Source organism: uncultured Mailhella sp. (assembly GCF_944324995.1).
GTDB lineage: Bacteria > Desulfobacterota > Desulfovibrionia > Desulfovibrionales > Desulfovibrionaceae > Mailhella.
On record NZ_CALUYL010000011.1, the window covers coordinates 1 to 26,241 of the forward strand.

Sequence of the window (26,241 nt, forward strand, 5' to 3'; positions counted from 1 at the left end):
CGCCTTCCGGCGCGCAGACGAAGCCCCCGCGACGCTTCGCGAGGCCGTGAATCTTCTTGCCGAACGCCGCCGCCGCTACGCCGATCTGCTCGCCCGCGAAGTGGAAGCGCGCAACGCGCTTGCCGAACAGACGCGCCTCATCGACGTGAGAGCCCAGGCCCTGAACTCGGCGATCGCCGAACACGACAGCGCGCAGGAAAACCGCAACCGCCTCGCGTCCGCCCTCGCCTCCCTCGAATCCGCACGCCGCGCCCTCTTCGGCCTGCGCAGCGTGGACAACGAAGAGCAGGCAGCCCGCAACCGTCTGCAAGAACTGGAAAAACAGGAAGAAGCTCTGCGCGGAAGCCTCGACGACGCCTCCCGCGCGCTGGCCCGCAGCCGCAGCGACGCCGCCGCCCTTGCCGAGCGCCTGACTCAGCGCGCCTCGGCCCTGCGCGACATGGAAGCCGCCCTCGAAAAACACCTCGCCGCCGAACGCTTTGCCGACGAGCAGGCCTGCCGCGCGGCCCTGCTTTCCAAAGAGGCGATGGACGAGCTTGCGAGCGAACGCGACCATCTCGCCAAACGCGCCGCCGCTCTCGACGCCCGCCAAAAGGACCTTGCCCGCAAGCGCGCCGAACAGCGCCTGCCCCTGCCGCCCCGCGACGCCACCGAACAGGCCCTCGCCGAAACCCGCGCCGAACGCGAAAACGCCCTGCGCACCCTCGGCAGCCTTCAGGAACGGCTCAGCGCCAACGCGGAACGCAAATCGCAGGCCGCCGAACTGACCGGCCAGCTCAAAAAACAGGCCGACACCTGCCGCCGCTGGAACGCCCTCAATGCGCTCATCGGCTCCGCCGACGGAAAAAAATTCCGCAACTACGCCCAGGAACTCACCTTCCGCCGACTCATCATCATGGCCAACCGGCAGCTCGCCTTCATGACCGACCGCTACCTGCTCGTCCACAGCAAAACCGAAGCCCTCACCCTCAACGTCATCGACCGCTACCAGGCCGACGCCGTGCGCTCCTCCCGCAACCTCTCCGGCGGCGAAAGCTTCATCGTCAGCCTCGCCCTCGCCCTCGGACTCGCACAAATGGCCAGCCGCAACGTCCGCGTGGACTCCGTCTTCCTCGATGAAGGCTTCGGCACCCTCGACGAAGAAGCCCTCGGCACCGCCCTCGATATGCTCGCTTCCCTGAGACAAAAAGGAAAAATGATAGGCATCATCTCACACGTCCAGGCCGTCCGCGACCGCGTCTCCCTCCAAATCCAGGTCTCCCCCCTCGGCAACGGCAAAAGCGCCCTCTCCGGCCCCGGCGTCTCCCGGGTGTGAAAGGCAGGAAAGACAGGAAAGGCATGCGGGGGAAATAATTCCCCCCGCGCCCCCCTGTTTCCGCCTCAGGCTTCGCCCTCGGCGGGGCGGGAGTGCGGGCGCTCGTCAAACGTGTGCATTGCGGCGACGCAGCTGGGGAAGAACGAATTTCAGGAAGATGGCGAGGGAGGCGAGCTGTCCCAGCGCGCCCACGCGATAGGCGGCGTCCATGCCCAGGGCGTCGGCAATGACGCCGCCGCTCAACAGGGCGAGGAAGAGGCCGCCGTCCATGCCGATGAAGTACATGGAACTTGCCACGCCGCGACGGGACTTGTCGGCAAGGGACATGAGAATGGTCTGAAAGCTCGGCATGAGCGCGCCCAGCGAGATGCCGAGCCACGTGCCGCAGAGCACGAACACTATGGGCGACGCGGTGCAGGAAAGCAGCATGGCTCCGCCCAGGGTGGCGAGCTCAGAGAAGCAGATAAGCTGCGCAATGAAGCCGTGATCGACGATGTAGCCGGAAAAGAGTCGGCTGCCCATGAGCCCCAGGCCCATGAACAGGAAATAGAGGCTGGCGTAGTCGGCAAGGCCGTTTTCTCTGGCAAGCACGGAAAGGTAGTTGGTAATCATGCCCTGCATGAAGGAGGCGATGAGCAGCGCGAGAAGGGCGAATGTGCCTTCCTTCATGAAGAACATGTCGGGCGAGAGCTTCTTTTGCCGTATGACGATTTGCTTTCGCGGACGCAGAAGCATTTGAAACACGGCTCCCGCGAACGCGAATCCCGCCGGAACCCAGAAGGCGGCGGCATAGGAAAAGGCGGCCGCGGAGAGGCCGAGCATGGGGCCGAAGATCATGCCGAGCGACACGGTGCTGCTGAAAATGCCGATGCCTGTGCCCATTTTGCCTTCGGGCATGAAGTCCACGGCAAGCGTGGCCTGCGAGGTGGTCATGGAGGAAAAGACCAGGCCGTGCGTGAAGCGGACAAGCATGAAGACCAGCACGCCCGAAGCCACAAGGCAGAGCGGAAAGCATACCACACAGGAAAGCGTGGAGAAAATAAGAACGTGCCGTCTGTCGAACCTGTCGGCAATGACGCCGGAAAACGGCCGGAACAACAATGCCACCAGAGGAAATACGGCCATGGCCACGCCCATGACGGATTTCTGACAGTGCAGTACGTCCATGAGATAGAGCGGCAGCACGGGCATAATGGAATAGCCCGCCATGCAGGTGCAGAGATTGGCCAGACAGATCAGAACGAAATTTCTGGTGAAGAGCTTTTGCCCGAGGATCGGTTTCGGATTTCCGTCGTTTTGCTTCATGGTACGCACTCCGGAAAAATGACCGCGCAGAGCGGAAAAGGTTCCTTTGTGTCTGATACCATGTTTTCTCCGTCTGCGTAAAGTCGGAGCGAAGGCCCCTGCTCCGTCGTATGCAGCCTGTTAATGTTCTCCCCCCCCCAACTATCTGGAAATCCCTTCCTTTGACACGACTGTCCGACATTTGTCGGACAGGAGTCGGCCACCGCAGGTGGGCGCAGCAGCGCACACCTGCACTGAGTCCGCAGACCGAACAGCGCCTGCCAAGTACCCCGGCATCCGCAGTCACCCGCCGAGGGCGCAGCCGTCGGCGGAATCATGGGGGCCCGGGGGAGATTATCTCCCCCGGCAGGGTTCGGGGCAGCGCCCCGAGTGCTCTTGTCTGGTCCCCTTCCTCTAAATCAAATCAAGGAGTTCGAGGGGGGAGTGGATGACGGTGGAGGCGCCGGAGGAGCGGAGGAAGTCTTCGGTGCGGAAGCCCCAGGTGACGGAGACGCAGGGGACGCCGGCGTTGGCGGCGGTACGGATATCGACGTCGGAGTCGCCGACGTAGAGGGTGCGGCTTTTATCGACGCAAAGTTCCTTCATGGCTTCGAGGAGGCTGTCGGGTTCGGGCTTGCGGCGCACGCCGGGGCGCTCGCCGAGGGCGGCGGGAAAGAGGCCGCCGAAGAAGGCGCGATTCAGTTCCTTGACCTCTCTGTCGGACTTGTTGGACACGATGCCGAGTTTCAGGCCGCGCGCGGAAAGTTCGTTCAGCAGTTCCGGAATCTGCGGATAGGCGCGGGTATGATCGCGGCAATGGGCGGCGTAGTATTCGCGGAAGGACGCAAAGGCCTGTTCAAAGTACGGGCTCTCCTCGCCGCCGGGCAGGGAGCGGATCATGAGAGTGCGCACGCCGTTGCCCACGAAGGAGCGCACTTCGTCCATGCTGCGGCGGACAGTCGTGCAGCCGGACAGGGCGTGGTTTACGGCGTCGGCAAGGTCTTCGAGCGTGTCGAGCAGCGTGCCGTCCAGATCAAAAATAATGGCATCGTATTTCATGGAAACTCTGTGCGCGGGGCGCGGGTTGGAGTGAAAAACGTTTTTTTGGGGGGCCGAAGCCCGGAAAATGTGAACGCGCCGCGGGAAGGGGCGACATTCGGGGAAAACGGCGGCGCTCCGCGGGACGGAACGACATCCAAAACCGGGGGCGACGCCCGGACTCAGAGTGCGGAAGCTCCGCGCGTCCAGATTCGGGACACGTCCGGCGCGCGTTGCGTCCGTTTCGGGGCGCGGGCGTCCTGCACCGGAAGGACGGAACGACATCCAAAGCCCGTGGTGCAAGCTCACGGGGTGGCAGGTAAGGGCGCGCGGCGGTCGAACGGAACGGGCATTCCCCACCGGGCAGGCCCGGCGTCGGGCGAGCGCCGGGAAAACACCGGTCGGCACGGGATGCGCGCACAACGACGAAGCGCTCAAAGCCCGGGGTGCGAAATCACGGGACACCGGTTCCGGGTTCCGCCGGGGGGCTGACGGGCACGGGAGCTTTCCCCCGCCGCCCTGCTCTTCCCGGACGCCCCGCTCTTTTCCGGGAGGAAAAGCAAAGCAGAGCGCTGCACCTTCCGCCGTTTGGGGTGCTCGCTGCCTCACCGGTTCTGCGGCGTCGCCATCCCCGTTCCGCCGCTCTACGCAAAAGGGGGAAGGTTGCCCCTCCCCCCTTGATAGTCATGCGGCAATCGCGGCGCAAAAAGCGTCCGCCGCTCGCCCCGAAGGATACGGCCTAGAAGGCCTGACCCATCGAGAACTCAAACCGGCCGCTGTGGCGTCTGGTGCCGTCCGCGTTCTCGGAAAGCGGATAGCCGTAGGCAAAGCGCAGATCGCCCATCGGCGAGCGCCAGCGCACTTCCAGACCCGCAGACGAATACACCTTGTCGAACACGCTCGACGTCTGCGCGCTGTCCGTGTTGAAGCCGATGTCGTAGAACGGCACGAAGGCCAGGCCCAGATCAGGCTTCACCACCCAGATGTATTCAAAGTTCGCGTAGCCCATGCGGTCGGAACCGATGGTTTCACCCGTTCTCGGATCCCGCGGCGAGATGTCGTCGTAGGAGTAGCCGCGGATGCTGCGGATGCCGCCTATCCAGAAGCGCTCGAACACGGGGATGGTCTTGTCGTCGTCGGCCTTGTACACCGCGCCCACGCGACCGCGCACGTGCAGAATGTTGGTGTCGTTCAGGCCGTAGTAGAAGCCCGCTTCGAGAATCGGCTTGAAGAAGCTGTCGTCGCTGCCGGTCCAGGGGCCGCCGTACTGCATGTTCAGAGACACGCGCGTGCCTTCCGTGGGGAACGTCGCGCGGTTGGTGGTGTCGCGAGAAATGCCCATGGACACCGTGCTCGCCCAGTGTTTGCCGCGGTACGCCTGAATGATCTGCGAAGCGTTGTCCGACATGTGATACAGGTTGTAACGCTCGAACTTGTAGCCGAAATGCACGTTCGTGTATTCACCGATGGGATGGAACAGGCCGAGACGCACACCCGTGGAACGCTTGTAGAAGTACGACCATTCCTCGTCGATGGTGTACGGGCTGATGGAGAAGCCCCAGTAGGTGTCGAACACGCGCGGGTTCACGAAGGACGCTTCAAGGTAGCGCTCGCTCGCCGACGTGTACGCCGACAGACCCAGCGTGTAGCCGCGTCCGAACAGGTTGTTCTCCGTGATGGACGCCATCACGCCGAACTTGTCGTAGGTGGAGTAGCCGAAGCCCACGCTCACCACGCCGGTTTCGGTTTCCTTCACGCCCATTTTCAAATCCACTTCGCCGGGCGTGCCCGTGGGCACCACCGTGGGATTCACTTCACTGAAATATCTGGTCTTTTCCAGGCGCTGCGCAGAACGACGCATCTTTGCGCCGCTGAACTGCTGTCCGTCGGCCAGACGCATTTCACGCAGGATGACGTTGTCGCGGGTGCGGTCGTTGCCTTCCACCTCCACGCGGCGGATGTACTGACGTTCCCCGGGCTTCACCGTGTACACCACGTCCACCACGCCCGCTTCCGGACGCGGACGCGGATCCACATCGATGTTCGCAAAGGCGTAGCCGTAGTCGCTGTAAAAGTCCGTGAGCGCCTTCACGTCGTTCTGAAGCACTTCCACGTCGAAATAGTCGCCTGCGGCCTGATGTTCGTCCATGGTGATCTGCTCGCGGATACGGTCTTCCGTGTCGATGAGATCGCCCTGAAGAATCACGTCGCCCACCTTGTAATGCACGCCCTCGCGCACCCGGAAGATCACCCGGATGCCGTCGTCGTCATACTGCACTTCGGGGGCCGCCACCTGACCGTCCACGTAGCCGTGCTTCATGAAGTACGCGCGGATGGCCTGCGAGTCGCGTTCCAGCAGATCGTCCTTGAGCACGCCCGTGCCCGTGAACCACGAAAGCAGGCCGCGCTCCTTCAGAGAAAGGAAGTCCTTCACGTCGTCGGGAGAAATTTCCTTGAGGCCCTCGATGGCCACTTCCTTAATATAGAGCTTGCTGCCTTCGTTCACGTGCAGCACCAGCACCGCGGCTGCGCCGTCGGCGCGCGGCTGCACTTCGTAGGTCACCTGCGCCAGGTAAAAGCCCTGCTTGTGATAAAGATCGGTCACCTTCTGCAGGTCGTCCGCAAGCACCTTCTCATTGAGCACGGAGTCGGTGTGCGTGGACATCGCTTCGGTAATGTCGCCTATCTTCACCGCTTCCGAGCCTTCCACGCGCACCTCTTCAATGCGCGGCTTCTCCACCACCGTGAACACCAGCACAGGGCCGGCGCCCGTGTTTTCCACGTCGGCGCTCACGTCGTTGAAGTAGCCCAGATCCCAGATGTTGCGCACGTCTTCGTCCACGCGATCCTCGTCCACGGGATCGCCCGTGCGGGAGCCTACGCGCACAAGCACTCTGTCCTTGTCGATGAACTTGAGGCCGCGCACCTGAATGTCCGCAATGCCGCCGCGCGACGCCTTCGCCGCCGTGCGCACAGGAGAGGCGGAATCCAGATCAATCACCATCTGGCCCACAAGGCTGTTCACCGCAGGCTGAAGCTCAAGAAGACTGGCCCCTTCCATGTGATACGCCCGCGAACCCGACGCCGAGGCAGGCACAAGCTGCATGTCGAGACTGAAATGTTCGCCGACCTGACTCAGGCTGCCGTACACGGCATAGCCCGCCCGCGCCGAACGCGCGCGCTGCTTGGCGCTCGCCACCGTGGACGACGCGCTCTTGTCCGACGCCGACGTGGGTATGACCGCTATGCCGCGCGCCTCGAATCCCTGACGCACCAGCGAGGGCAGATCTCGGGCAAGCTGCGCCTGCGCCGACGGAGCATTGACGGCGAAAGGCAACACCAGCACACGGGTTTGGGCCGCGTCCGCAAGGCCCGCCCACACAACAAGGCAGGCCACGGCACAGGCCAGACTAGAAAGAATCTTGCGCATAGAGCTCTCCCGATCTCAGTTCAAGGCTGCGGTCCATATTGTCCGCAAGTTCCCGGTTATGCGTCACGATGACAAGGGTCATGCCCATGTCGCGATTGAGTTGTTTCAGCACGTCCGCCACGCGGGCGCCCGTTTTTTCATCCAGATTGCCGGTGGGCTCGTCGGCCAGCAGCACCTTGGGGCACAAAAGCGTGGCCCGCGCTATGGCCGCGCGCTGTCGCTCGCCCCCCGAAAGCGTGGTCACGTGATGGTTCAGCCGTTCGGCAAGCCCCACCCGTTCCAGCGCTTCGGCGGCGCGTTCCAGCGCCTCGCGCCGCGGCATGCCCGCAATGATGGCCTGCATGGCCACGTTTTCCACCGTGGTGAACTCCGGCAGCAGATGATGAAACTGAAACACGAAGCCCAGTTCCCGATTGCGGAACTGCGCCGCTTCCTGCGGGGTGAGCGCCGAAAGATCGCGCCCCTCGAAAAGCACGCTGCCGCCGGTGGCGCGGTCGAGCGTGCCCAGAATGTGCAGCAGCGTGGACTTGCCCGATCCCGACGAGCCCACGATGGCCAGCGCCTCGCCCGCCTTCACGTCGAAACTCACGTCGCGCAGAATGGTCAGTTCGCCGGCCGGGCTCTCCACGGTTTTCTGCGCGTGGCGCACCTGGTAGAGCGGATGATCCGAAAAGTCGATGGGAGCGAGAACGTCGTTATTCATAGCGAAGGGCCTCGGCAGGCACGAGACGGGCCGCCTGCCTGGCGGGATAGATGGTGGCCACGAAACACAGCAGCATGGACACCGCTCCGATGACAAGAAGATCCACCGGGTCGATGATGACCGGCAGGGTGTCCATCATGTACACGCCGGGAGGCAGCTCGATGAACTGATACTTCTTGAGGAGCAGCGCCAGCACGATTCCTAGCACATAACCTATGGATGTGCCAACAGCCCCGATGATGGCTCCCTGAAACATGAAGATGCGCCGCACGCCCGCCGCCGTGGCTCCCATGGACATCAATATGGCGATATCCTTGGTCTTTTCCATGACCAGCATGACCAGCGACGTGATGATGGAAAACGAGCCCACCAAAATGACCATGAGCAGCACGATGAACATGCCGAAGCGCTCAAGCTGAAGCGCCGCAAAAAGATTGGCGTTCATGTCGATCCAGTTGCGGGAATAGAAGGGAGGGCCGAGGCGTTCGGCCACGTCCCTGGCGATGTCGCGGGCGTCGTAGGGATTCTTCACGAAGGCTTCCACGCCGGAGACGTGCCCGTCGGGATAGCCCATGAGCTCCTGCGCCGCGCCCAGGGAAACATAGGCGAGGCGGCTGTCGAAATCCGACATGCCGGACTTGAACACGCCCACCACCCGGAACGAGCGCAGCTTGGGCACAAAGCCCGCCGTGGTGCGCTGCCCTGCCGGAGACATGAGGTTCACCCTGCTGCCCACGCGCAGATTGAAGCGCCGCGCCAGATCGTGACCCACGATCATGCCTGCGGGGCCGGACTCGCGCACGAGATCCTCGACGCTGCCGCTCTCCAGATGATGCAGAAGCGGCATGGACTCGCCCGCCGACACGGGATCAATGCCGCGCACCACCAGACCGGTGGCACCCTGCGGCGTGGAAAGCAGCACTTCGGCGTACAGAAACGGCGTGGCCGACACCACGCCCGGAGTCTCGCGTATGCGCTCGATCACCTCGCCTTCGCCCCTGGCCGCCTCGGGCCCGAAGGCTCCGGCCTGCGTGGCCATGACCATGACGTGCGGATTCGCGCCGAGAATCTTCTCGCGCATTTCCTCGGTAACGCCGTTGTACACGCTCATGACAATGACGAGCGCCGCCACGCCGATGGCCACGCCGAGCACCGACATGAACGAAATGATGGAAATGAACGTGCGCTTGCTGCGCGAAGTGAGATACCGCGAAGCAATGAACAGCGAATACGACATAGATTCCCCTTTCATGGAAGCCCCGGCGAAGCGCCGGGGCGTTGTTCCCGAAAGACTACACCTCGGGGCGCAGCAGCGGGAAGAGCAGCACCTCGCGGATGGTGGATTCGTCGGTAAGCAGCATGGTCAGACGGTCGATGCCCACGCCTTCGCCCGCGGTGGGCGGCATGCCGTATTCAAGGGCGCGCAGATAGTCGTTGTCGAGCGGGCAGGCTTCGTCGTCGCCGGCGGCCTTGGCTTCCACCTGCGCCTCGAAGCGCAGACGCTGATCCACGGGGTCGTTGAGCTCGGAGAAGGCGTTGCCGTATTCGCAGCCGCAGATGAAGATCTCAAAGCGGTCGGTGATGTCGGGATTCTTGTCGTTGCGGCGGGCCAGCGGAGAAATTTCCGCAGGATAGGCATAAATGAAGGTGGGCTGAACGAGCTTTTCTTCCACGTCAAGGTCGAAAAGACGGGACTGAAGCTTGCCTATTCCCTCGCTTTCCATGAACTTTTCCCCGCGCGAGGTGAGATAGGCGCGCACGGCCTCCATGTCGTTGTAGAACTCGGGCCTGTGACCGCCCACCTTTTCGAGCGCCTCGTGATAGGTCATGCGCGCCCAGCGGCCGGGGGTGAGATCCACTTCCTTTCCCTGATAGGTGATCACCGGGCTGCCGCACACCTTCGTGGCGATGTGCGCGAAAAGTTCCTCGGTGAGGTCCATGAGATCCTCGAACGTGGCGTAGGACCAGTAGAACTCGCAGGTGGTGAACTCGGGATTGTGACGGGTGTCGATGCCCTCGTTGCGGAAGCAGCGGTTGATCTCGAACACGCGTTCCAGGCCGCCCACGATGAGGCGCTTGAGATAGAGCTCGGGCGCGATGCGCATATAAAGATCGATGTCGAGCGCGTTGTGATGCGTCACGAAGGGCTTGGCCGCCGCGCCGCCCGCCAGAGCGTGCAGCATGGGGGTTTCCACTTCCATGAAGCCGCGCTCTTCCATGAAGCGGCGGAACTCGCGCACGATGAGCGAACGCTTGCGGAATATCTCGCGCGTGCGGGGATTCATCACCAGATCGACGTAGCGCTGACGATAGCGGGATTCCACGTCGGTGAGACCGCTGTGCTTGTCGGGCAGCGCGCGGAACGACTTGCTGAGCAGACGCACGCTCGTGCAGCGCAGGGTGAGTTCGCCGGTCTTGGTGCGGAAGAGATGACCTGTCACGCCCACGATGTCGCCCACGTCGAGCTTCTTGAAGGCCGAAAACGCTTCGTCGCCGAGCACGCTCTTTTCGGCGTAGCACTGAATGCGGCCGCTGCGATCCATGACGTGGAAGAAAATCACCTTGCCGAAGGAACGCGACGACATCATGCGTCCGGCAATGGCAAATTCCTCGTTCAGCGCCTCAAGCTCCTCGCCGCTCATGTCGGCGTAGGCCGCGCACACGTCTCCGGCGTTCTGCTTTCGCTTGAAATCGTTGGGATACAGCGGAATGCCCGCATCCAGAAGATCGCAGGCCTTGCCCACGCAGTTCTTTACAACTTCGTTCAGTTCGCCGTGATCGGCGAAATTCTCCAGCATGGGCATGAAATAGGCCGCATGTTCCGACTTCGTGGCAAGCTTGATGGGCTTGCGGGCTTTCTTCTGTGCTTCCAAAAGACACTCCGTTATCTGGCAGGGGCTCTGCCCTCTTGCATGTATTCGGCAGCGCTCAGCCTCCTGAAAAGGCCGCAACGAAAGACTCGCTTTCCGGCGCCGTAAAAATATGGGCGTAGGACAAATACGCCCGGTCGTCAAGTGCCGCGCTCCGCACCGGGCCGTGCGCCGCATCCCCCGCGGCAAGGGGGAAAAACGGAGAGAGGTTCCCCTGCCGCCGCGGGACTGCGCTGCCGCCTCTCCGATTCCCTGCGGCGGGAAAATGCGCGCAGAACTCCGCGCCACCACCCGGAAGACGCTGCGGCACAGGAAATTGCCCTGCGCCGCGCGAAGTTCTGCCCCTGTTGAAGAAAGCTGACGTGCAGGCGTCCACCCTGCGGGGGGGGGGGGACTCGACAGAACTCAGAGAAGACGTTCACGCCGTTCGGAAACGCCTTCCCGAGTCACATGCCGCCAGAAAACGCGCGGCCCCCACGGCTGCGCGTGGGGAAAAACGCGCGCCCGGCCTCAGCGCCGGGGAGAAGCACGGGGCCGATTGTTTTTCTCCGGGGCATGCGGGCGATGAGCGAAGCCAAAAGTCGCGCCGCAACACGCCGGAATGACGGAATAATTCCCCGGTTGCGGGCAGACGTGCAGGGTTTTTCTTGCCCATCGGGAGCGAGTGGCTTACAACAGGGGCATGGACACCCTGCGAACCATAGCCTTCGCTCTGCTTCTGCTCGTGTTTCCGGCCATGCTCGGCGCGGAAGAACCCGAGCCTGCCCTTACGCTCCCGGGCGACGCGATTGTCTGGCTCAGTCCGGAAAAGGGGCTGGACATGGCAAGGCTGGCCTATGTGGAAGACAAGGGCGACGAATTTTCCCGTCGCATCGTGATTCGGGTGCTCCGCTTCGATACCGACGAATACGATTTCCGCCTGTTCAGCTCCCGCTGGGAGGGGCAAAGCATTCCCACCATGCGCGAGTGGGCCGCCAGCAAGGCGCTCACGGCGGCCATCAACGCCAGCATGTACCTCAAGGACGGACAGACCTCCACCGGCTACATGCGCAGCGGCGAGCGCACCAACAACAGCCGCATCGTGAGCCGCTACGGCGCTTTCTTCGTGGCCGGCCCCAGAGAAAACGGACTGCCCCGCGCCGCCGTGCTCGACCGCAGCGTGGACGACTGGCAGAACCTGCTGCCCCGCTACGACATCGTGGTGCAGAACTTCCGCCTCATGGGCCCCGACTCGCAGCAGATATGGCCCGCCAAAGGCCCGGAACACGCCATTGCCGCCATTGCCGAAGACATGAACGGCCGCATTCTGTTCCTCCACTGCTCCGATCCCGCCTCCGTCCACGACTTTGTGGAAGCCCTCAAGGCTCACACCGATCTCAATCTCAACAGTGCCATGTACGTGGAAGGCGGCAGCGAAGCCTCCCTGCTCCTCAGCCTGCCCGAATCCTTCCAGCTCTGGAACGGCATGTCGCCCGCATCCTACATGTTTTCCTCCCGCGGTGACGCCATTCCCCTGCCCAACATCCTCGGCGTCATACGCCGCCAACATTAATAAAAGAACACATCTCTCAAGCGCGCCGCAGCTTCTGTTGCCTCCGCGGCGCTCCGCTCTCCCACGCCCGTTTGCGCAAGACACACTATACGGTCTGCATTGCTTGCACGACGGCGGCTGCGTTTAACGCCGGAAGTGAATTCCGGCTACTTGCCTGCCGTCGGCCGGGCTTCTGACGTCGCCCGGGGCCCCAGAGCGTTGAAAGAACACCTTCCGGGTTACCTTTGCCCCCCTCACGTTTCCTCTCCCCCAACATCTGGAAATCCTTTCCTTTGACACGACTGTCCGGCGCAGGCCGGACAGGAGTCGGCCACCGCAGGCGGGTCCGACAGGACACGCCTGCACTGCGTCCGCAGACCGAACAGAGTTTGCCAAGCACTTCCAAGCCTCGCCGCATCGCCTTTCCGGCCTTCACTCCCCCCTTCGCCCTTGCTCCGCGCATAATCTTCCCGTTCACCCTGTCCTGCCGATCCGGCGAAGCCGGGAGGCAGAATCAGGGGGGCGCGGGGGGAATTATTTCCCCCGCATGCCTTTCCTGCCTTTCCTGCCTTTACGCGTCGGGGCGGGGATCGGGGAGGGAGGCGTCTTCGGTGAGCATGTCGCGGAGGCGGCGGGCAGCGAGGCTGAGGGTATGGCCTTCGTATTCGAGGAGGCTGATGCTGCGCGGGGGGATGTCTTCCGCGATGTTCAGCGCGAACACGTCGCCGCGGCGCAGCGCCTCTTCCGCGGCCTGTTCCGGCACGAAGCCGATGCCGAAGCCGTGGCGGACGAGGTCGATCACGAGATCCGACGTTTCGGGTTCCATGGCCGGTTCAAAGTCCAAGCCGTGTTCCTTGCAGATTCCCGACAGAAACTCGAACGTCAGCGTGCCGCGCCTGTGGCAGATGAATGGATGACGCATCACTTCTTCCAGCGGCACGGGGCGATCCTTCAAATCACTGAACGCCTCCGACGCCACAAACACGTCCCGAAACTCGCACAGCCGCGTTTCCTTCAGCGAGCGGAACACCCCGCCCGAAATCGCCGCCACCGCAAAGTCGATGGCTCCGGACTTGAGTTCCTCCATCGCCTCAAACGACGTGCCTCCGTACATCCGCAGCTTCACTCCCGGGTAGAGTGCGTGAAAACGTTCCAGTCGCGACAGCACCCAGCCCCGCAGCGCCGTTTCGCTCGCCCCTATGGCTATGCTCCCCGACTGCAAGCCCACCGCCTGCGCCAGTTCCTCGCGCCCCCGCCGGAACTGCTCGCAGCCCGCTTCCACATGCGCGTAAAAAATCCGCCCCTCGGGCGTGAGCTCCACCCCGCGCCGGTTGCGTATGAACAAACGACACCCGAGCTCCCGCTCCAGCGCCGCCATCGATCGCGACACCGCAGGCTGACTCGTGAACAGCATCGCCGCCGCACGACTGAAATTCCGACAGCGCGCCACCTGATAAAATATGCGGCAAAGTTCCCAGTTCAGTTCCACATTTCCCCCCTGGCATGCGCTTCTGATATACCTACCATATCAAATGAGTATTTTACCGTATCATTGCCCCCTGCTATAGGCAAGAAATGTCAGGAGCGCGGTACTGTTCACGCGCGCCCCGGGAACGGCCCTCCGGGCAGGAACCTCTTACCATGAATCGCGGATACATCTTCATCTTTCTCGCCACCGTGTTCTTCAGCTCCATGGAAGTCGCGCTGAAAACCGTGGCCAACGACTTCAATCCCATGCAGCTCACCTGCACCCGTTTCCTCATCGGCGGTCTGCTGCTCATTCCCTTCGCGCTGCGCGGCCTGCGTCAGCACGGCGCCACCGTTACCCTCGCCGCCTGGAAAGGCTTCGCCGGACTCGGCTTCGTCGGCCTCGTGGTCAGCATGATGCTCTATCAGGTGTCCATCCTCTACGCCCCGGCGTCGGTGGTCAGTGTGCTGTTCAGCTGCAATCCCGTGCTCGTGCTCGGCTTCGCCTACCTCATCCTGCGCGCCGACATCCGCCCCCAGCACATCACCGCCCTCGTGCTCGAAGTGGTGGCCGCCATCATCATCATTGATCCGCTGCACACCAGCGCCGATCCGGTGGGCATCGTGCTCGTGCTGCTCTCCGCCGCCACCTTCGCCCTCTACGCCGTGCTCGGCAAAAAACAGTGCGCCCAGTATTCCGGCGTGGCCGTCACCTGCTTCAGCTGCCTCGCCGCCAGCGCCGAAATGATCGTGCTCATGCTCATCAGCCACATCGGGCCCGTGGCCGACGCCCTCCAGGCCGCCGGCGCGCCCATGTTCGCCAACATGCCCTTCTTCTCGGGCTACACTTCCCACAACATCCTGAACTTCCTCTACATCTGCGTGTTCGTCACCGCCGGCGGCTACGCCTGCTACTTCATGGGCATGGAAGCCACTTCCGCCATGCAGGGCTCGCTCGTCTTCTTCTTCAAGCCCGTGCTGGCCCCCATTCTCGCCATGATCGTGCTCGGCGAAAAAATTCCGGTGAACATGTGGTGCGGCATTGCGCTCATGCTTGTGGCCTCGGTTATTTCCATGATTCCCACATGGGAAGCCCTCATCGCCGCGCGTCCTTTTGTCGTCAGCCACCTCCTGCACAGACGGCACTAGGTCGATTGCGACGTTTTCCGGCTCCGCCGGAAAAGGGCCCGTTTCTCCTCCCCCCTGCTGAGAAACGGGCCTCATTTTTTAACGCAGAAACCAAAGAACCATCTCCCCCCCCTTTTCCGCAAAAAAAACGCGGAACGCCCGCCCGGAGCATGTCGCCGGGTTCAGCGTTCCGCGCCTTGTCCTGCACCTGATGCCGGACGAAATCGCGCTACACGGTGATCAACGTGAGCAGGCCAGGAAGTTCCTTGCTCAGCACGACAAAGTGAAACACGTTCAGAAAAAAGAAATAATTCAGCTCCGTGTAAAAATTGCGCACCGCAAAGTAAAGAACGCTCAGTCCCAGAAACACCGGAAAATAGTAGGTGAAGGGAAAGACGACATTCTGCACGTTCAGCGCAAGTCCGCTCAGCGTCAGCGAGGCGTACATCACCGCCAGGTCAAGCACGAACAGCACCGGAACAAGTTTAATGGAATTCAATACCTTGGTCATAATTCAGCATCCTCTTTTTCCGCAGATGATCTCTCTTGTGGGCCGCGCCTTCCGCACTGCGCGCAGGCTGCGCGAACGCGCGCGCCGTGTGGTGGTATAAAGTTTTCCTTTCAAGGACGCAACGCCCCCTTCCGCGGAAATCCCCCGGAGACGACAAAACGCGCGACCGCATCACGGCCGCGCGTCCCTTACCCCGAACGCTCCATGCGTCCGCCCGCCTTCAGCAGGCAGGGCATCTAAAACGCGTACTGGAACTGAAGCGCCGCGCGCCAGTCGTCCTTGTAGGAACCGCTGCGTCCGTGCGCGGCCGAGGTGTCGAAGTCCTCGACAATGTACGCCAGTTCAAGGGCGGCCGTCAGGTTCTTATAGATTTCATAGGTCGAAAGCATGTTGAATTCCACGGCGGAATCCTCGGTGGTGAGGTAGTCGTAGCCGTCGCCGTAGGCGCCGTTATGCTTGTTGTTCGTGCCTGCAAAGTAGGTCACGCTGAAATCGTGGTTCAGTCCGTCGATGAACGATACGCCGTTCAGCTGCGCACTCACGCCCCACGTGCCGCCGAAACTGCTTCTGTGCCCGCCGAGTATGCCCCACGCCGCATTGAAATACGTGCTCGTGCCGTTGAAGTCGCCGTAAATGATGGGTATCTGGCCGGAATTCATGGCGCGGCCCTTCTTGTCGCCCGAGGAGTACCAGCCGAGCAGCGTCGGCTCGCCGAAGCTCATGGCGTAGGCCGCCTTGCCCACCGCGTACCAGCCTTCCTGATCCGGCGAGGCGGAATATTCCACGCGGCCGTAGGCGGCATCGAGCGCCAGCGTGACGGGATCGAAGGGTTTCCACTCCAGGCCCGCGCCGAATATCGCCATGTCGGCCCGGCCCGAACCGCTGAGGTTGCCCTGCTCGGTCATGATGTCGGGATTGTAGCGCGCGCCCTCTTCGTTCACGAAATCGCCGCGCGTGCCGTAGATCGCCCAGGGCGACGCCGTGAAGCTGTCGAACTTCGCCGTGCCCACGAGTCCGAAAAGATCGTACTTCGGCGCGTTGACTTCCGATTTTTCGCCGCGTCCATTGGCTTCGCGCGCAAGTCTGGTCCAGAAGCCGGTCACGTTGTAGCGTTCGCCGAGCGGCACGGACGCCACAATGCCGTCGCCCACGAGATCGGCGATCATGGTCGAGGTGCTCGCGTAGGCGGGCAGATCGAAGGCGTGACGGCCCATGCGGATGGTCACCTCGGTGCCGGGCACGACCCAGTCGATGTAGGCCTGACGCATGAACACGCCTTCGTTGTTTCCGGTGGTGTCGGAACCCCAGTCGTGCTCGCCGACCTGAAGCTGAAAATACCCGGAAAGCTGTTCCGAGGCGGTCAGGGTCATGCCGAGGCGCAGGCGCTGCACGGCATAGTCGGTGTTGCGGCCGCGGAACCCTTCGGAACCGCTCTGGAATTGAAAGAGATATTCGCCGTCCATTTTGAGGTCGACGGCGGACGCGGGACTGGTGGCGGCCGTGACGAGTCCGGCGGCCAGGACAAGAGTGATGAGTTTTTTCATTCGCGCATTCCCGAATGTTTGACCGCGGCATGCGGTCTTGCCTGCGCCGCTTCGCAGGAACGGTCTCCGGTCCCCAACCTTTGCTCTCGCCCGACCCTGATGCGAAGCGTCCAAACGCAGGGCAAAAATTGCGCAAAATAGTACGCCTGTCAAGTTAATTGAAAAAGAAATTCATTTTTATTAAATACCTTGAACGCGCATGGCTTCTGACTGCGCGCACGGCGACTGCCGACGATTTTCGTCAAACGGGGCTCGGGGCCCGGCGCGAAAGACGAAGGACGAGGGAAAGGCAGCGGGCAAGGATGGGCGGGGCATGCGGGGATGAGCACGCGGCGCGACGGGGCGCAGGGGCGGGAAAACCGCGTGAGAGGCAAAGCCGGTCGCAGAAAGAGAGACCGCGGCAAGGACCATCGGGCAAAGCGGAGGCCTGCGGGAAAAACGGGGAGCGAGGGGGGAAAGGCAGGCAGGACAACCTGGGGCCGAGGCGGAACGGCGCGGGGCGGGAAAAACAGGGCACAGAGCGAGGCACAAGGCGACGCAGGCGCGGGGGGATGAAAAAGCGAGACAAAGCCCGGGAAGTTGCGGAGGGCCTTCGGCGCAGAGAATCCTGCGGGGAGACTCGGGAAAGATTCGGAGGCTTCCCGGAACGCCCGGCGCGGAGGAAAAGGCGAGGCGCGGGGAAAGAGGTGGCGGGCGCAAGAGGGGGAGGCGTGGACGGAAATCCGCTTTTGCCCCGGCCTGTCCACGGCTTCTGCGATGCTCCGGCGACGAGGTTCCGCAGGTCATCGCCCGCAAGGCGCTCCCCATTTTCCCGTCGGCTTCCGCTCCGGCCCGCTTCCCCGGATGTTCCGCAACGCGACGGCCGTTCGCCGAACGTTGCCCGCAAGGGACTCACGTTCATGCCCCCGCTTTCCGCAGGGGCGCAAGCCCCCGCCTCCTCCCCCGCCCCGCGCTCGCTCCTCCGCTTTTTCCTCTTCCTTCACATTTCCCCACACTTCGCCCCGGACTCTTCCGCTCCCCCCTTCCCCCGCTCGCCTGCCCGCCGTTTTCTCTCCCCCCGCCTGCCCACGAAAAAACGCGCGGAGTTTCCCCCGCGCGTTTGCTCATGCGGCCCGGACGCCGCAACCGTTCATCGGCGAATTAGAACTTGTATTCAAAATGAAGCGCGGCGCGCCAGTCGTCCTTGAAATCCTCATTGCCGCGTCCGTGCGCGGGATTGGTATCGAAATCCTCAATGATGTACGCAAGTTCCAGCGCCGCGTGCAGATTCTTGTAGATCTCGTACGTCGAGAGCAGATCGAATTCCACGGCGGAATCCTCGGTGGTGAGGTAGTCGTAGCCGCTGCCGTAGCCGCCGTTGTACTTGTTGTTCGTGCCCGCAAAGTAGGTCACGCTGAAATCGTGGGTCAGCCCGTCGATGAAGGACATGCCGTTCATCTGCGCGCTCACGCCCCAGGTGCCGCCGAAGCTGTAACGATGGCCGCCCACGGGACCGAAGGTGTTGTCGAAGTAGGTGCTCGTGCCGTTGAAGTCGCCGTAGATGATGGGAATCTGACCGGAATTCTCGTCGCGGCCCCGGTTGTCGCCGGAAGCGTACCAGGCCAGAAGAGTGGGTTCGCCGAAGCTCGTGGCGTAGGCGGCCTTGCCCACGGCGTACCAGCCTTCCTGATCGTCGGATTCGTCGTACTTCACGAAACCGTAGGCGGCATCGAGCGCCAGAGTGACGGGATCAAAGGGTTTCCACTCGAAGCCCGCGCCGAAAATCGCGATGTCGGCCCGGCCCTGTCCGCTGATGTTGCCCTGATCGGTCAGATTGGACGGGCTGAAATGCGTGCCGTCCGCGTAGGTGGCGTCGCCCTTGGCTCCGTAGATCGCCCACGGGGACACGGTAAGGCCGTCGAAGGACGCGTTGCCCACCAGACCGAACAGATCATACTTCGGCGCGTTGACGTCGGTCACGTCGCCCTCGCCGTTGACGTCTCTCGCCATGCGGGTCCAGAAGCCGGTCACGTTGTAGCGGTCGGCAAAGGGCACGGAAACCACCACGCCGTCGGCCACGAGGTCGGCAATCATGGACGAAACGCTCGCGTAGGCGGGCAGATCAAAGGCGTGACGGCCCATGCGCACCTTGATGTCGGTGCTCGGCACGGTCCAGTCGATGTAGGCCTGACGCATGGTTACGTCCACGCTGTTGCCGGTGGTGTCGGAGCCCCAGTCGTAGGTTCCGGCCTGAAGCTGGAAATAGCCGGAAAGGTTCTCGCTGGCAATGAAGGTCAGACCAAGACGCACGCGCTGGAGCGCATAGTCGGTATTCTGTCCGTGGAAGCCTTCGGAACCGGTCTGAAACTGGAACTGATAGCGGCCGTCCACTTTGACGTCGACGGCGGAAGCGGGAGAGGCGGCGGTGGCCGTCAGGCCCGCCGCGAGAAGGAGAGTAGTCAGTTTTTTCATGCTCTTCTTTCCAAAAGTTTGACCGCGCATGCGGCTGGTTCGACGCCGCTCCGCCTTTCGGCCCGAAAGCCGTCCCCATGGCGAAGCGTACACAATGCGCCAGCATGAACGATACATTCGTGTTCTGTCAAGCAGGACGTCAAAAAAGGCGCTGCTCCGACATAAAAATCACAACGTCGGCGCGGGGGCGAGGGGGCGCAGGACGACGGGAGGGAAATGGTGCAAGGGGGGCAAGGCACTGGAAAGACGGAGCGCGAGGCGGGGCGGGAAGAGAATGGGAGAGGCAGCGCCGGTCGCAGAAGGAGACGCCGCGGCAGGGACAATCGGGCAAAGAGGATGCCTGCGGGGGATAACGGAGAGCTCGGGAAAACGCGAGGCAGCCCCCCCATGCGGAGAACGGGAAAACAGGGTGAGGTGTGGCAGCGCCGACAGGAAAAAAGAAGGAAGAAGGCAACGAAAGCAAGAATCCGGGCAGGCGGTACGGCTCAGGCGATGGGAAAGGAAACGGAGCAAGGCGCGACGCGGCGAGGGCGCGCGAGGCAGGCGGAACGGCGCGCCGGGGATGGAAGAAAAACAGGGCGCAGAGCGAGGCACAAGGGCGAGGCTCAGGCGGCGCGGGGGGAAAGTCGGCGGAGAGGCAAGGCACAAGGGCCCGAACGAAGGAGAAAATGAAGCAGGACGCAGGAAGAGGCAGGAAAGGGCCGCAGGCAGGGAAGCCCGCCGCCCGTCTCTCCCCGCCCCGCCCTGCCGCAATCAACGTCATGCCCCGGCTGCGCCGCGGGCGACGGGCGTTTCCGCCAGCGGCAAAAAAAACACCGGCGCGGAAGCCCGCTTTTGCCTGCGGGAACCGCGCCGGTCGCATCGGCACTTCACCACTTGCCGTTTTCCAAAGTCATCGGGAAGGCACAGTCAGCGAGTCCGCAGCAGGACGCCTTCCCGCACGCCGCATTACCCCTGCGGCCCCTCTTCCCTCTGCTTGCGCTGCTTCGGAGAAAGAACGACCTCGCCCTTCTGATTCATCAGCGGCGTGACGAGCCCCGTGCGCTTGTCCACCATGCCCAGGCCGTTCACGTATCGAAGATGCGGCGCGTTTCCGGCGTCAAGTTTCGCCCTGTACCCTGCAAGCGTCATGGCGTTGCGCAAAGACTGCTCCGCCTGCTGCTTTTTCTGCTCGTTCTTCCACCAGGCCAGCGGATCCAGCGCCTTGAGCGCCGTTTCGTCTCCAGCGGCGAAGCGCTGCTGAAGGTCGCGGCGTCTGTTCTGCTCGTCCAGCCCGGCCTGCATTTCCTGTATCTGCATGTCGCGGTACTGAGACCTCTCGGCGTCCCGCGCTTCCTGCCGTTCCTGCGCCTGCCGCTGCGCCTCCATGCTTCCCAGCCCTGCCAGGGTATCGAAGCCCGCGCGCCCCGCAAGCTGCCCGAAACTCCGGCTCCCGTCGTTGTTCGTGAGCAGGGAAAGCCCGGCAATCAGCGCGGCGGAACCGGGATCGTTCCGTATCGCGTTCCACGCCGCATTTCTGTCCTCGGTCTGCCGGTTCGCCTGCGCGAACGGAGACGTCCACCCTTCAAACATACTCCCTCCTAGAACAGACCGAGAAGGCCGCCGGCGATGGCACCGATGCCGGCCCCCACGGGCCCGCCGATCATGCTGCCTATGCCCGCGCCGGACAGGCCGCCGCCGAGCACGTTCCCCACCGTGCTCCCGCCGCTCTGCTGCCCCGTCGTGGTGCTGGTGCCGCCGTAATTGCCCTGAATCAGATTGTTGTAGTTCTGGAGCGCAAGCAGCGCCTGCTGCTGTTCATAGTTGTAACGGTCGATGTCGGCATTGATGAGCTGCTGATTGTAGTCGTCCATCATGCCCCCGGCCTCGGAAAGCGCCGCCGCGTCGGTGTACGCCTGATTGGCAAGCTGCTGCCCCGTCTGAGACGCCACCACCTGCTGACCCACGCCCGTGTTGTAGAGCTGACCGGCCTGCGCGGCCGCGTCCGCCCGCTTGTCCCACAAGCTGGAATACATCTGCGCGGCGAGATTGTTGGCCGCATCGGCGGCCGCCGCCTCATGCGCCCCGGAACCGTAACGCCCCGCACGGTTGAAATTGCCGTCGAGATCGGCCTGCACCTGACTGTTCGCCCGGTTGTACAGCTCATCGACATAGGGGTTGTCCTCCTGCGAGAGCTGGTTCAGCGTATTCAGCCCCTGATTGTCCGCAAGCGCCTGCCCCGTCGTGATGTTGTTCATCGCGTTCGAGGCGTTGTCTATGAGCGGGCTGCCGTTCTGCGCCCTGTCGGCCTGCATCTTGAGCGCATCCTGCGTCCACTGCGACTGCCCGGCCACGGTCTGCCCCGGATAGTAGTCGGGAGCCAGACCGCCGTTGTTGTAAAGCTTTTGCGCCTCCTGAAAAATATCCGTGAGATAGGGCTGCTGCCCTTCCCAGGGATCGGCCTTCTGCACCGTCGTGGTGGAACTGCCACCGCCTTTTCCGCCGCCCATACCGCCTCCTACAGCGTTGCGTTTTCCGCGGGCACGGTGTCCCGCGTGTACATGGTGAGCAGGGCGTCGGCGTTGTGCCCCGTGGCCTGATTGAACACCGCGCCCGGAAGCACGGCTATGTCCATGGCCCCCACCCTGTGAATGAATCTCACGGCCGCCCGGTTGTACAGCGGCGTGATGCCGTAACAGCGATCCAGCAGGTACCGGCCTTCCTCATCCTTCGCGTGCAGCGCCATGCCGAGAGCGTACAGCCCGAAGCCCTGCGCCACGGGAAGCCTTCCCGCCGTTCTTTTCGTGCCCTGCGGCAGCGTGGCGAAATGACACTTCGCCGTTCTGCCTTCCTGATCCGTCAGCCAGAACAGGCCGCACGGCTCCCCGCGGAACAGGATGATCCACGGATGCACGTTCGAAGAACGCGCCCAGGCGGCAAAATCCCGCTCCTCCATGCGCGGAACGTTGTAGAACGTGGCCGTGTCGCGCCCGCTGGCGCGCATGCGGGACCAGAAGCGCATGAGCTGCCCGTCGGAAAGCTCCGTCCTGTAGATGCCGGAAAATTCGCCCATGCTTAGCCTCCGAAATTGAACGATCCGAGAAGTCCGCCGAGTTTGGACGGGTCAAAGTTGAGATTCATGCCGGAAGCGGCGCTGCCGATGTTCCCGCCCGTTGCAGGAGTGCCGGGGCCGAAGTTCCCCGCCAGGGTCGGCTGAGGAAGGTTTGCCGCCGCGCCTGCCGCCATGTTGGACGCCACGTCCACATTGCTTCCCTGCATCATGGCCGCCGTGTTCTTCGCCTGCGAAGTCACCGGAGAGGCCATCGACTGACCGACGCCGGGCATGACGCCCTCATTGAACACGCCTTCCCCCTGACCGCTCTGCCCCTTGCCCAGCATGCCGAGAAGGCCGCCGAGCTTTGCGGCGTCCATGCCCTGACTCTGACGCTGCAAAAGCCCCGCGCCCCGGGGAACGGCTCCGCCCGAGCCCCGGGAAGCGTCCACACGCATGCCGGGACTGGAAAGATTCGGCGTCACGCCGCGCTGATAAAGTCCTGCCATATTTTTCTCCTACTGTCCGCCGTCGCCGATGAGCGCCCAGCCGAAGGAACACTCGCCCGGAGCCGCGGCAAAACGGAACGTCATGCTGTCGCGGGTCATCTCCGAAAGCCACCACACCGCCGAAGCGGCCGCCGCATCCAGCGGAATGAGCATGGCAAGACGCCCCGCACGACAACGTTTGTCCTTCACCGTAACGCTTGTCTCTCCCGCGGCACACGTCACGCGCCCGATGTTTGCCGTGTCGCCGCGGAGGGCGGCGTTCACGCCCACGGCAAGCGCTATCATCTGCGCAGGCGTCGAGGCCGACACCTGCGGAACAAAGTTCGCCATTACATGCCTCCTTCCGCTTCAATCAGCGCTTCCACGCCCACGGCATGACGCCAGTTCTCCCCCGCCGGTACCATGACCCGCGCCGCAAGATACACAGTGGAAAGATGCTGATAACACACGCCGTCGCGCTGCTGCTTCGTGTATCTGCCGAATCTTCGCACGTCCATTTCCCGGCTGCGGAACACCGGCAGCGCCTGCGCCCCGCCGCAGTCCACCAGAGGGCGGAAGCCGTGCACCATCATTCTGTCCCCGCCCTGCTCCGCCGTGTCCATGACCGCTTCCAGCGTCGATCCGTTGAAGTTGGCCAGCCCGTGCGACGTGTCGAAACTCGATATCACGCTCATGTCGCCGTTCTTGAAGATGCCGAGGTCAAGGCTCGTGAAGGGCAGGCTGTCCAGCGGGCCGTATTCGTCCAGTTCTTCCAGCGTCATGCCGCCGCGCGTGTAGTCCTGAAACAGCGTTTCCGTGTCGATCACGCCGTAGGACCAGCGATCGAGAATGTAGTTGTAGATGAGCAGCCGGTCATGAATTCCCGCCGGGGCGTCCGGCGTGGGAAAGCTCCACATGGCCACGCGGTTGCGGTTGTCGTGCACGCCGCGCACCTCGCTCAGTCTTTCGATGGACACCTGATCGAAAAACCATTCGTCCACGCGCTCCACGCCTATGGATTTCACGCTTGCGCCGTCGGTCATGCGCCAGCCGTCTTCCGCAAGATACACGCAGGCGTTGCCGCATATCACGGGAGAATACGGCGACGCGCAGCCGTGTTCCCTGTCCACCGGGTCGAACTGGAATATGTACGGCGTGCCCACATACGTCGCCCGCTGTATGCCCCGTTCCAGAAAAATCAGCCCGTCCACGCCGCCCACGCCCCCGACTATGGCCTGCACCTGACCGCCCACGGGAAACACCTGCGTGTCCGACTGTATGTACTGCGCGTCGTTGCTGCCCGGTTCCGGCCATTCGTCCGGCCTGTCCAGCCCCGACCAGCGTATGGCGTTCCTGCCGTCAACCAGCTTGCCCATGACAAGAAAGTCGCGTATCACGCCGAACACTTCCCCGGCAGGCGCGCCTTCCACGGCCTCGAAGTTCTGCGCCACCCCGGCCACGGAACTTTTCAGCAGCGTGGAGCCGAACAGCGCATACACCGCGTTGCCGTATTCCGTGAACGCCCGCACGTTTGAGGCCGTGGTTCCGGCATACTTTGGCGCCCACGTCTTGCCTTCAAGGGTGTAGATTCCTTCCGCCGTGGCCGCGAACGTGGTGTTCGTGCCGTACAGATCCCGCTGGGAATAGGCCGCCTTCGCCTGCGAGGGCAGCGCGTCGTACGCAAGCGCAACGCTGCCGCAAAGCGGCCGGTAGCCGCGCCTTGCCGGTATCACGTTGCGCGCTTCGGGAGTCTGCTCCCCGTTCAACAGCGCCGCGTCCGGCTCCCACGCGCCGAAGTCGAGCCGCGTTTTCTTCATTGCCATTGCACCACTCCTCTCCACAGGCCCTCACGCCGCGCAAGCTCCGTCCAGCCCCAGCCCTTGTATTCCGGAACAATCGTCTCTTCGCCTGCCGCCGCGGAAGGGGCGCACGTCACGCCTCGGACGCGGTTCGGCTCCTCGTGCTCCGACGTTTGCGCCGCAAGCCCGGAAAGCTCCGTCATGCGGACGCGATACGGCAGAAAACCGCTTTCGACCAAAGCCTCCGCGCCCCCGCCGCCATGCTGCAGGCGGAGCATGAAGCAGGCTTCGCCGCTCGCGGCGGAGGCCGGAGAGGCGGGAATCCCCACGGTGACGCCGCCTATCTGTTCCCCCTCCAGCAGGGCCGCGCCGCTCCCCGTGAGAGACAGCACGGCATGCCCCTGCATGGTTCCGCCGCCCCCGGCGCTCCCCCGCAGCTCCGCGCTCCGGATGCGCACGGCCGAAACTTCCTCTCCGGATTCGCCCGGGCCGACCGCCTGTTCCAGGGCGTACAACCCGGCGCTGTTCCAGATGTCGGAATCCAGAGACCAGAGCAGCTCATCCAGGCTCCCCCAGTCGTCCAGACTGTCCAGATTCTGAGGCGGCGCCTTTATTGTGGAAAACAGCGCGCCCATGCCGTCAGTCCATGGTCAGGGTGAGGTTGCCGGTATTGATCCGGTAAATGTCGCCGGCCAGAAGCTCCTTGGGCGTGGTTATCTCACCGTACCAGACAAGATTTCCGCCGCTCGCCGCGTCGAACAGCCCCCACGAAACCGCCGTTCCCCAGTCCGCCGTGGCCGTGGGAAACTCTATGGCCGCGCTGTTCTTCATGGTTCCGTCGGCAGGTTCCCCGAACGCGACAAGCTGCCTCGCATAGGCCCCGCCGGTCACTTCCGTGCCGCCCCCCGTTTCGCCCGGGGCCGCCGTGAACAGCGCGAGATAGTACGAGCCGTCGTTCTTGAACAGCGTGAGCAGCTTGTCTTCTCCATGATTGGTCAAACTCATGTCATATCCTCCTTACCGGGCGCATGGTGATGTTCGCCGTGAACCGCGCCCGCTGTTCACCCGCTTCCGCCTTCTGCCTCGCCGCGGCGTAATACTGCGTCCATGTCTCCAGCGGCACGCTCCCCCGCGTGAACGGCCCGCTTTCCACCAGCGCCCCGTACAGGTACAGATCCGGAAACGTGAGCAGCACGGGATTGTCCGGCTGATTCTCCCCGAGCGGCTCAATCTCCGCGTAATAGGTGAGGTACAGCGTTCCCGCGCCGTCCGGCACGGGCATCAGAAACAGGTCGCGCCCGATGATCGTGTACTCCCGCGGCCTGCCCGGCGCCCTCTTCTGCCCGTACGTGTCCGGCGGCGAATAGGTAAGGTTCACCGTCCGGCCGTCCGCATCCGCCCAGGTGAGGTCGCGCATCTCCATGAACACGTCCCAGTTCCCCGGCTGCCTGCGCCACGGCAGCGGCACCGCGCTCTGCCCGGCAAGAACGGACGTTTCCGACCGCCTCTCCATCACCCGAAGCCGCAGTTCACGGTTCATGCGCCGCTCCGCAAGCGCAATGAACGTGGGTATGCGCTCCGTCATGTCGTCACGGCCCAGATAGTCCGCCACGGCTTCGCAAAGCCCCGTGTAGCTGGTAAGATCGGCCAT

At 63.2% G+C, this 26,241-nt stretch carries 22 protein-coding genes; 3 read left to right on the forward strand and 19 right to left on the reverse strand.

Going from position 1 to position 26,241, the window contains the following annotated elements; translation table 11 throughout:
• On the forward strand, positions 1-1,315 hold a 1,315-nt coding region (locus tag Q0K02_RS06110; protein ID WP_294486124.1), incomplete at its 5' end, for an SbcC/MukB-like Walker B domain-containing protein.
• A 105-nt stretch (positions 1,316-1,420) separates the two neighbouring features.
• Here the strand turns inward: Q0K02_RS06110 and Q0K02_RS06115 are convergent.
• From Q0K02_RS06115 to lysS, 6 genes are all read right to left on the reverse strand, one after another.
• A complete protein-coding gene (locus tag Q0K02_RS06115) occupies positions 1,421-2,620 on the reverse strand; it encodes an MFS transporter (protein ID WP_294486129.1) in 1,200 nt (399 codons plus the stop codon).
• 393 nt (positions 2,621-3,013) lie between these two features.
• Positions 3,014-3,658, reverse strand: coding sequence for an HAD-IIIA family hydrolase (locus Q0K02_RS06120; RefSeq protein WP_294486133.1), 645 nt, complete (start codon positions 3,656-3,658; stop codon positions 3,014-3,016).
• Between the two features lie 718 nt (positions 3,659-4,376).
• Positions 4,377-7,067: an outer membrane protein assembly factor BamA gene (gene bamA / locus Q0K02_RS06125; protein ID WP_294486136.1), complete on the reverse strand. Its 2,691-nt coding sequence runs from the start codon at positions 7,065-7,067 to the stop codon at positions 4,377-4,379.
• Complete coding sequence (locus tag Q0K02_RS06130; protein ID WP_294486138.1) at positions 7,048-7,770, reverse strand: ABC transporter ATP-binding protein; 723 nt, start codon at positions 7,768-7,770, stop codon at positions 7,048-7,050. The genes bamA and Q0K02_RS06130 overlap by 20 nt, the downstream gene beginning before the upstream one ends.
• Entirely contained in the window at positions 7,763-9,007 is a 1,245-nt protein-coding gene (locus Q0K02_RS06135; protein WP_294486141.1) for a lipoprotein-releasing ABC transporter permease subunit, read from the reverse strand. The genes Q0K02_RS06130 and Q0K02_RS06135 overlap by 8 nt, the downstream gene beginning before the upstream one ends.
• 55 nt (positions 9,008-9,062) lie before the next feature.
• A complete protein-coding gene (lysS, locus tag Q0K02_RS06140) occupies positions 9,063-10,568 on the reverse strand; it encodes a lysine--tRNA ligase (protein WP_294486317.1) in 1,506 nt (501 codons plus the stop codon).
• A 736-nt stretch (positions 10,569-11,304) separates the two neighbouring features.
• Between lysS and Q0K02_RS06145 the strand changes: the two genes are divergently transcribed.
• Entirely contained in the window at positions 11,305-12,192 is an 888-nt protein-coding gene (locus Q0K02_RS06145) for a phosphodiester glycosidase family protein (protein ID WP_294486143.1), read from the forward strand.
• Positions 12,193-12,742: 550 nt separating this feature from the next.
• Here Q0K02_RS06145 and Q0K02_RS06150 read toward each other — a convergent pair.
• The gene (locus Q0K02_RS06150) at positions 12,743-13,660 is read right to left on the reverse strand and encodes a LysR family transcriptional regulator (protein ID WP_294486146.1); all 918 of its coding nucleotides are present in this window, start codon (positions 13,658-13,660) and stop codon (positions 12,743-12,745) included.
• Between the two features lie 152 nt (positions 13,661-13,812).
• On the opposite strand from Q0K02_RS06150, the gene Q0K02_RS06155 reads away from it, so the two are divergent.
• Positions 13,813-14,787: a DMT family transporter gene (locus tag Q0K02_RS06155; protein WP_294486149.1), complete on the forward strand. Its 975-nt coding sequence runs from the start codon at positions 13,813-13,815 to the stop codon at positions 14,785-14,787.
• A gap of 208 nt (positions 14,788-14,995) precedes the next feature.
• On the opposite strand, the gene Q0K02_RS06160 is transcribed toward Q0K02_RS06155, so the two are convergent.
• The 12 genes from Q0K02_RS06160 to Q0K02_RS06215 all read right to left on the reverse strand — a co-directional run bounded on the left by Q0K02_RS06160 (position 14,996) and on the right by Q0K02_RS06215 (position 26,241).
• Positions 14,996-15,277 carry a hypothetical protein gene (locus tag Q0K02_RS06160; protein WP_294486152.1) on the reverse strand — a complete coding sequence of 94 codons (282 nt, stop codon included), beginning with the start codon at positions 15,275-15,277 and terminating at the stop codon, positions 14,996-14,998.
• 236 nt (positions 15,278-15,513) lie between these two features.
• On the reverse strand, positions 15,514-16,821 hold the full coding sequence (locus Q0K02_RS06165; protein WP_294486155.1) for an outer membrane homotrimeric porin: 1,308 nt from the start codon (positions 16,819-16,821) through the stop codon (positions 15,514-15,516).
• Between the two features lie 1,140 nt (positions 16,822-17,961).
• Positions 17,962-19,272: an outer membrane homotrimeric porin gene (locus Q0K02_RS06170; RefSeq protein WP_294486158.1), complete on the reverse strand. Its 1,311-nt coding sequence runs from the start codon at positions 19,270-19,272 to the stop codon at positions 17,962-17,964.
• A gap of 948 nt (positions 19,273-20,220) precedes the next feature.
• Positions 20,221-20,844 (reverse strand): hypothetical protein, encoded by a 624-nt coding sequence (locus tag Q0K02_RS06175; RefSeq protein WP_294486162.1) that lies wholly within the window; start codon positions 20,842-20,844, stop codon positions 20,221-20,223.
• 8 nt (positions 20,845-20,852) lie between these two features.
• Positions 20,853-21,761 (reverse strand): hypothetical protein, encoded by a 909-nt coding sequence (locus Q0K02_RS06180; protein WP_294486165.1) that lies wholly within the window; start codon positions 21,759-21,761, stop codon positions 20,853-20,855.
• 8 nt (positions 21,762-21,769) lie between these two features.
• A complete protein-coding gene (locus Q0K02_RS06185) occupies positions 21,770-22,324 on the reverse strand; it encodes a hypothetical protein (RefSeq protein WP_294486168.1) in 555 nt (184 codons plus the stop codon).
• A gap of 2 nt (positions 22,325-22,326) precedes the next feature.
• Positions 22,327-22,812, reverse strand: coding sequence for a hypothetical protein (locus tag Q0K02_RS06190; RefSeq protein WP_294486171.1), 486 nt, complete (start codon positions 22,810-22,812; stop codon positions 22,327-22,329).
• Positions 22,813-22,821: 9 nt separating this feature from the next.
• Complete coding sequence (locus tag Q0K02_RS06195; RefSeq protein ID WP_294486173.1) at positions 22,822-23,142, reverse strand: hypothetical protein; 321 nt, start codon at positions 23,140-23,142, stop codon at positions 22,822-22,824.
• On the reverse strand, positions 23,142-24,614 hold the full coding sequence (locus Q0K02_RS06200) for a hypothetical protein (RefSeq protein ID WP_294486175.1): 1,473 nt from the start codon (positions 24,612-24,614) through the stop codon (positions 23,142-23,144). The genes Q0K02_RS06195 and Q0K02_RS06200 overlap by 1 nt, the downstream gene beginning before the upstream one ends.
• Positions 24,605-25,225 (reverse strand): hypothetical protein, encoded by a 621-nt coding sequence (locus Q0K02_RS06205; RefSeq protein ID WP_294486178.1) that lies wholly within the window; start codon positions 25,223-25,225, stop codon positions 24,605-24,607. The genes Q0K02_RS06200 and Q0K02_RS06205 overlap by 10 nt, the downstream gene beginning before the upstream one ends.
• Positions 25,226-25,229: 4 nt before the next feature.
• A complete protein-coding gene (locus Q0K02_RS06210) occupies positions 25,230-25,595 on the reverse strand; it encodes a hypothetical protein (RefSeq protein ID WP_294486180.1) in 366 nt (121 codons plus the stop codon).
• A gap of 1 nt (position 25,596) precedes the next feature.
• Complete coding sequence (locus tag Q0K02_RS06215) at positions 25,597-26,241, reverse strand: hypothetical protein (protein ID WP_294486183.1); 645 nt, start codon at positions 26,239-26,241, stop codon at positions 25,597-25,599.

Bases quoted from the DNA above. Each gene is read 5' to 3' on its own strand.
- Q0K02_RS06170 (WP_294486158.1), bottom strand. From the start codon at position 19,272: ATGAAAAAACTGACTACTCTCCTTCTCGCGGCGGGCCTGACGGCCACC.
- Q0K02_RS06215 (WP_294486183.1), bottom strand. From the start codon at position 26,241: ATGGCCGATCTTACCAGCTACACGGGGCTTTGCGAAGCCGTGGCGGAC.
- Q0K02_RS06155 (WP_294486149.1), top strand. From the start codon at position 13,813: ATGAATCGCGGATACATCTTCATCTTTCTCGCCACCGTGTTCTTCAGC.
- Q0K02_RS06190 (WP_294486171.1), bottom strand. From the start codon at position 22,812: ATGGCAGGACTTTATCAGCGCGGCGTGACGCCGAATCTTTCCAGTCCC.
- lysS (WP_294486317.1), bottom strand. From the start codon at position 10,568: ATGCTGGAGAATTTCGCCGATCACGGCGAACTGAACGAAGTTGTAAAG.
- Q0K02_RS06135 (WP_294486141.1), bottom strand. From the start codon at position 9,007: ATGTCGTATTCGCTGTTCATTGCTTCGCGGTATCTCACTTCGCGCAGC.
- Q0K02_RS06205 (WP_294486178.1), bottom strand. From the start codon at position 25,225: ATGGGCGCGCTGTTTTCCACAATAAAGGCGCCGCCTCAGAATCTGGAC.
- Q0K02_RS06165 (WP_294486155.1), bottom strand. From the start codon at position 16,821: ATGAAAAAACTCATCACTCTTGTCCTGGCCGCCGGACTCGTCACGGCC.
- Q0K02_RS06130 (WP_294486138.1), bottom strand. From the start codon at position 7,770: ATGAATAACGACGTTCTCGCTCCCATCGACTTTTCGGATCATCCGCTC.
- Q0K02_RS06180 (WP_294486165.1), bottom strand. From the start codon at position 21,761: ATGGGCGGCGGAAAAGGCGGTGGCAGTTCCACCACGACGGTGCAGAAG.
- Q0K02_RS06115 (WP_294486129.1), bottom strand. From the start codon at position 2,620: ATGAAGCAAAACGACGGAAATCCGAAACCGATCCTCGGGCAAAAGCTC.
- bamA (WP_294486136.1), bottom strand. From the start codon at position 7,067: ATGCGCAAGATTCTTTCTAGTCTGGCCTGTGCCGTGGCCTGCCTTGTT.
- Q0K02_RS06160 (WP_294486152.1), bottom strand. From the start codon at position 15,277: ATGACCAAGGTATTGAATTCCATTAAACTTGTTCCGGTGCTGTTCGTG.
- Q0K02_RS06200 (WP_294486175.1), bottom strand. From the start codon at position 24,614: ATGGCAATGAAGAAAACGCGGCTCGACTTCGGCGCGTGGGAGCCGGAC.
- Q0K02_RS06120 (WP_294486133.1), bottom strand. From the start codon at position 3,658: ATGAAATACGATGCCATTATTTTTGATCTGGACGGCACGCTGCTCGAC.
- Q0K02_RS06195 (WP_294486173.1), bottom strand. From the start codon at position 23,142: ATGGCGAACTTTGTTCCGCAGGTGTCGGCCTCGACGCCTGCGCAGATG.
- Q0K02_RS06210 (WP_294486180.1), bottom strand. From the start codon at position 25,595: ATGAGTTTGACCAATCATGGAGAAGACAAGCTGCTCACGCTGTTCAAG.
- Q0K02_RS06175 (WP_294486162.1), bottom strand. From the start codon at position 20,844: ATGTTTGAAGGGTGGACGTCTCCGTTCGCGCAGGCGAACCGGCAGACC.
- Q0K02_RS06185 (WP_294486168.1), bottom strand. From the start codon at position 22,324: ATGGGCGAATTTTCCGGCATCTACAGGACGGAGCTTTCCGACGGGCAG.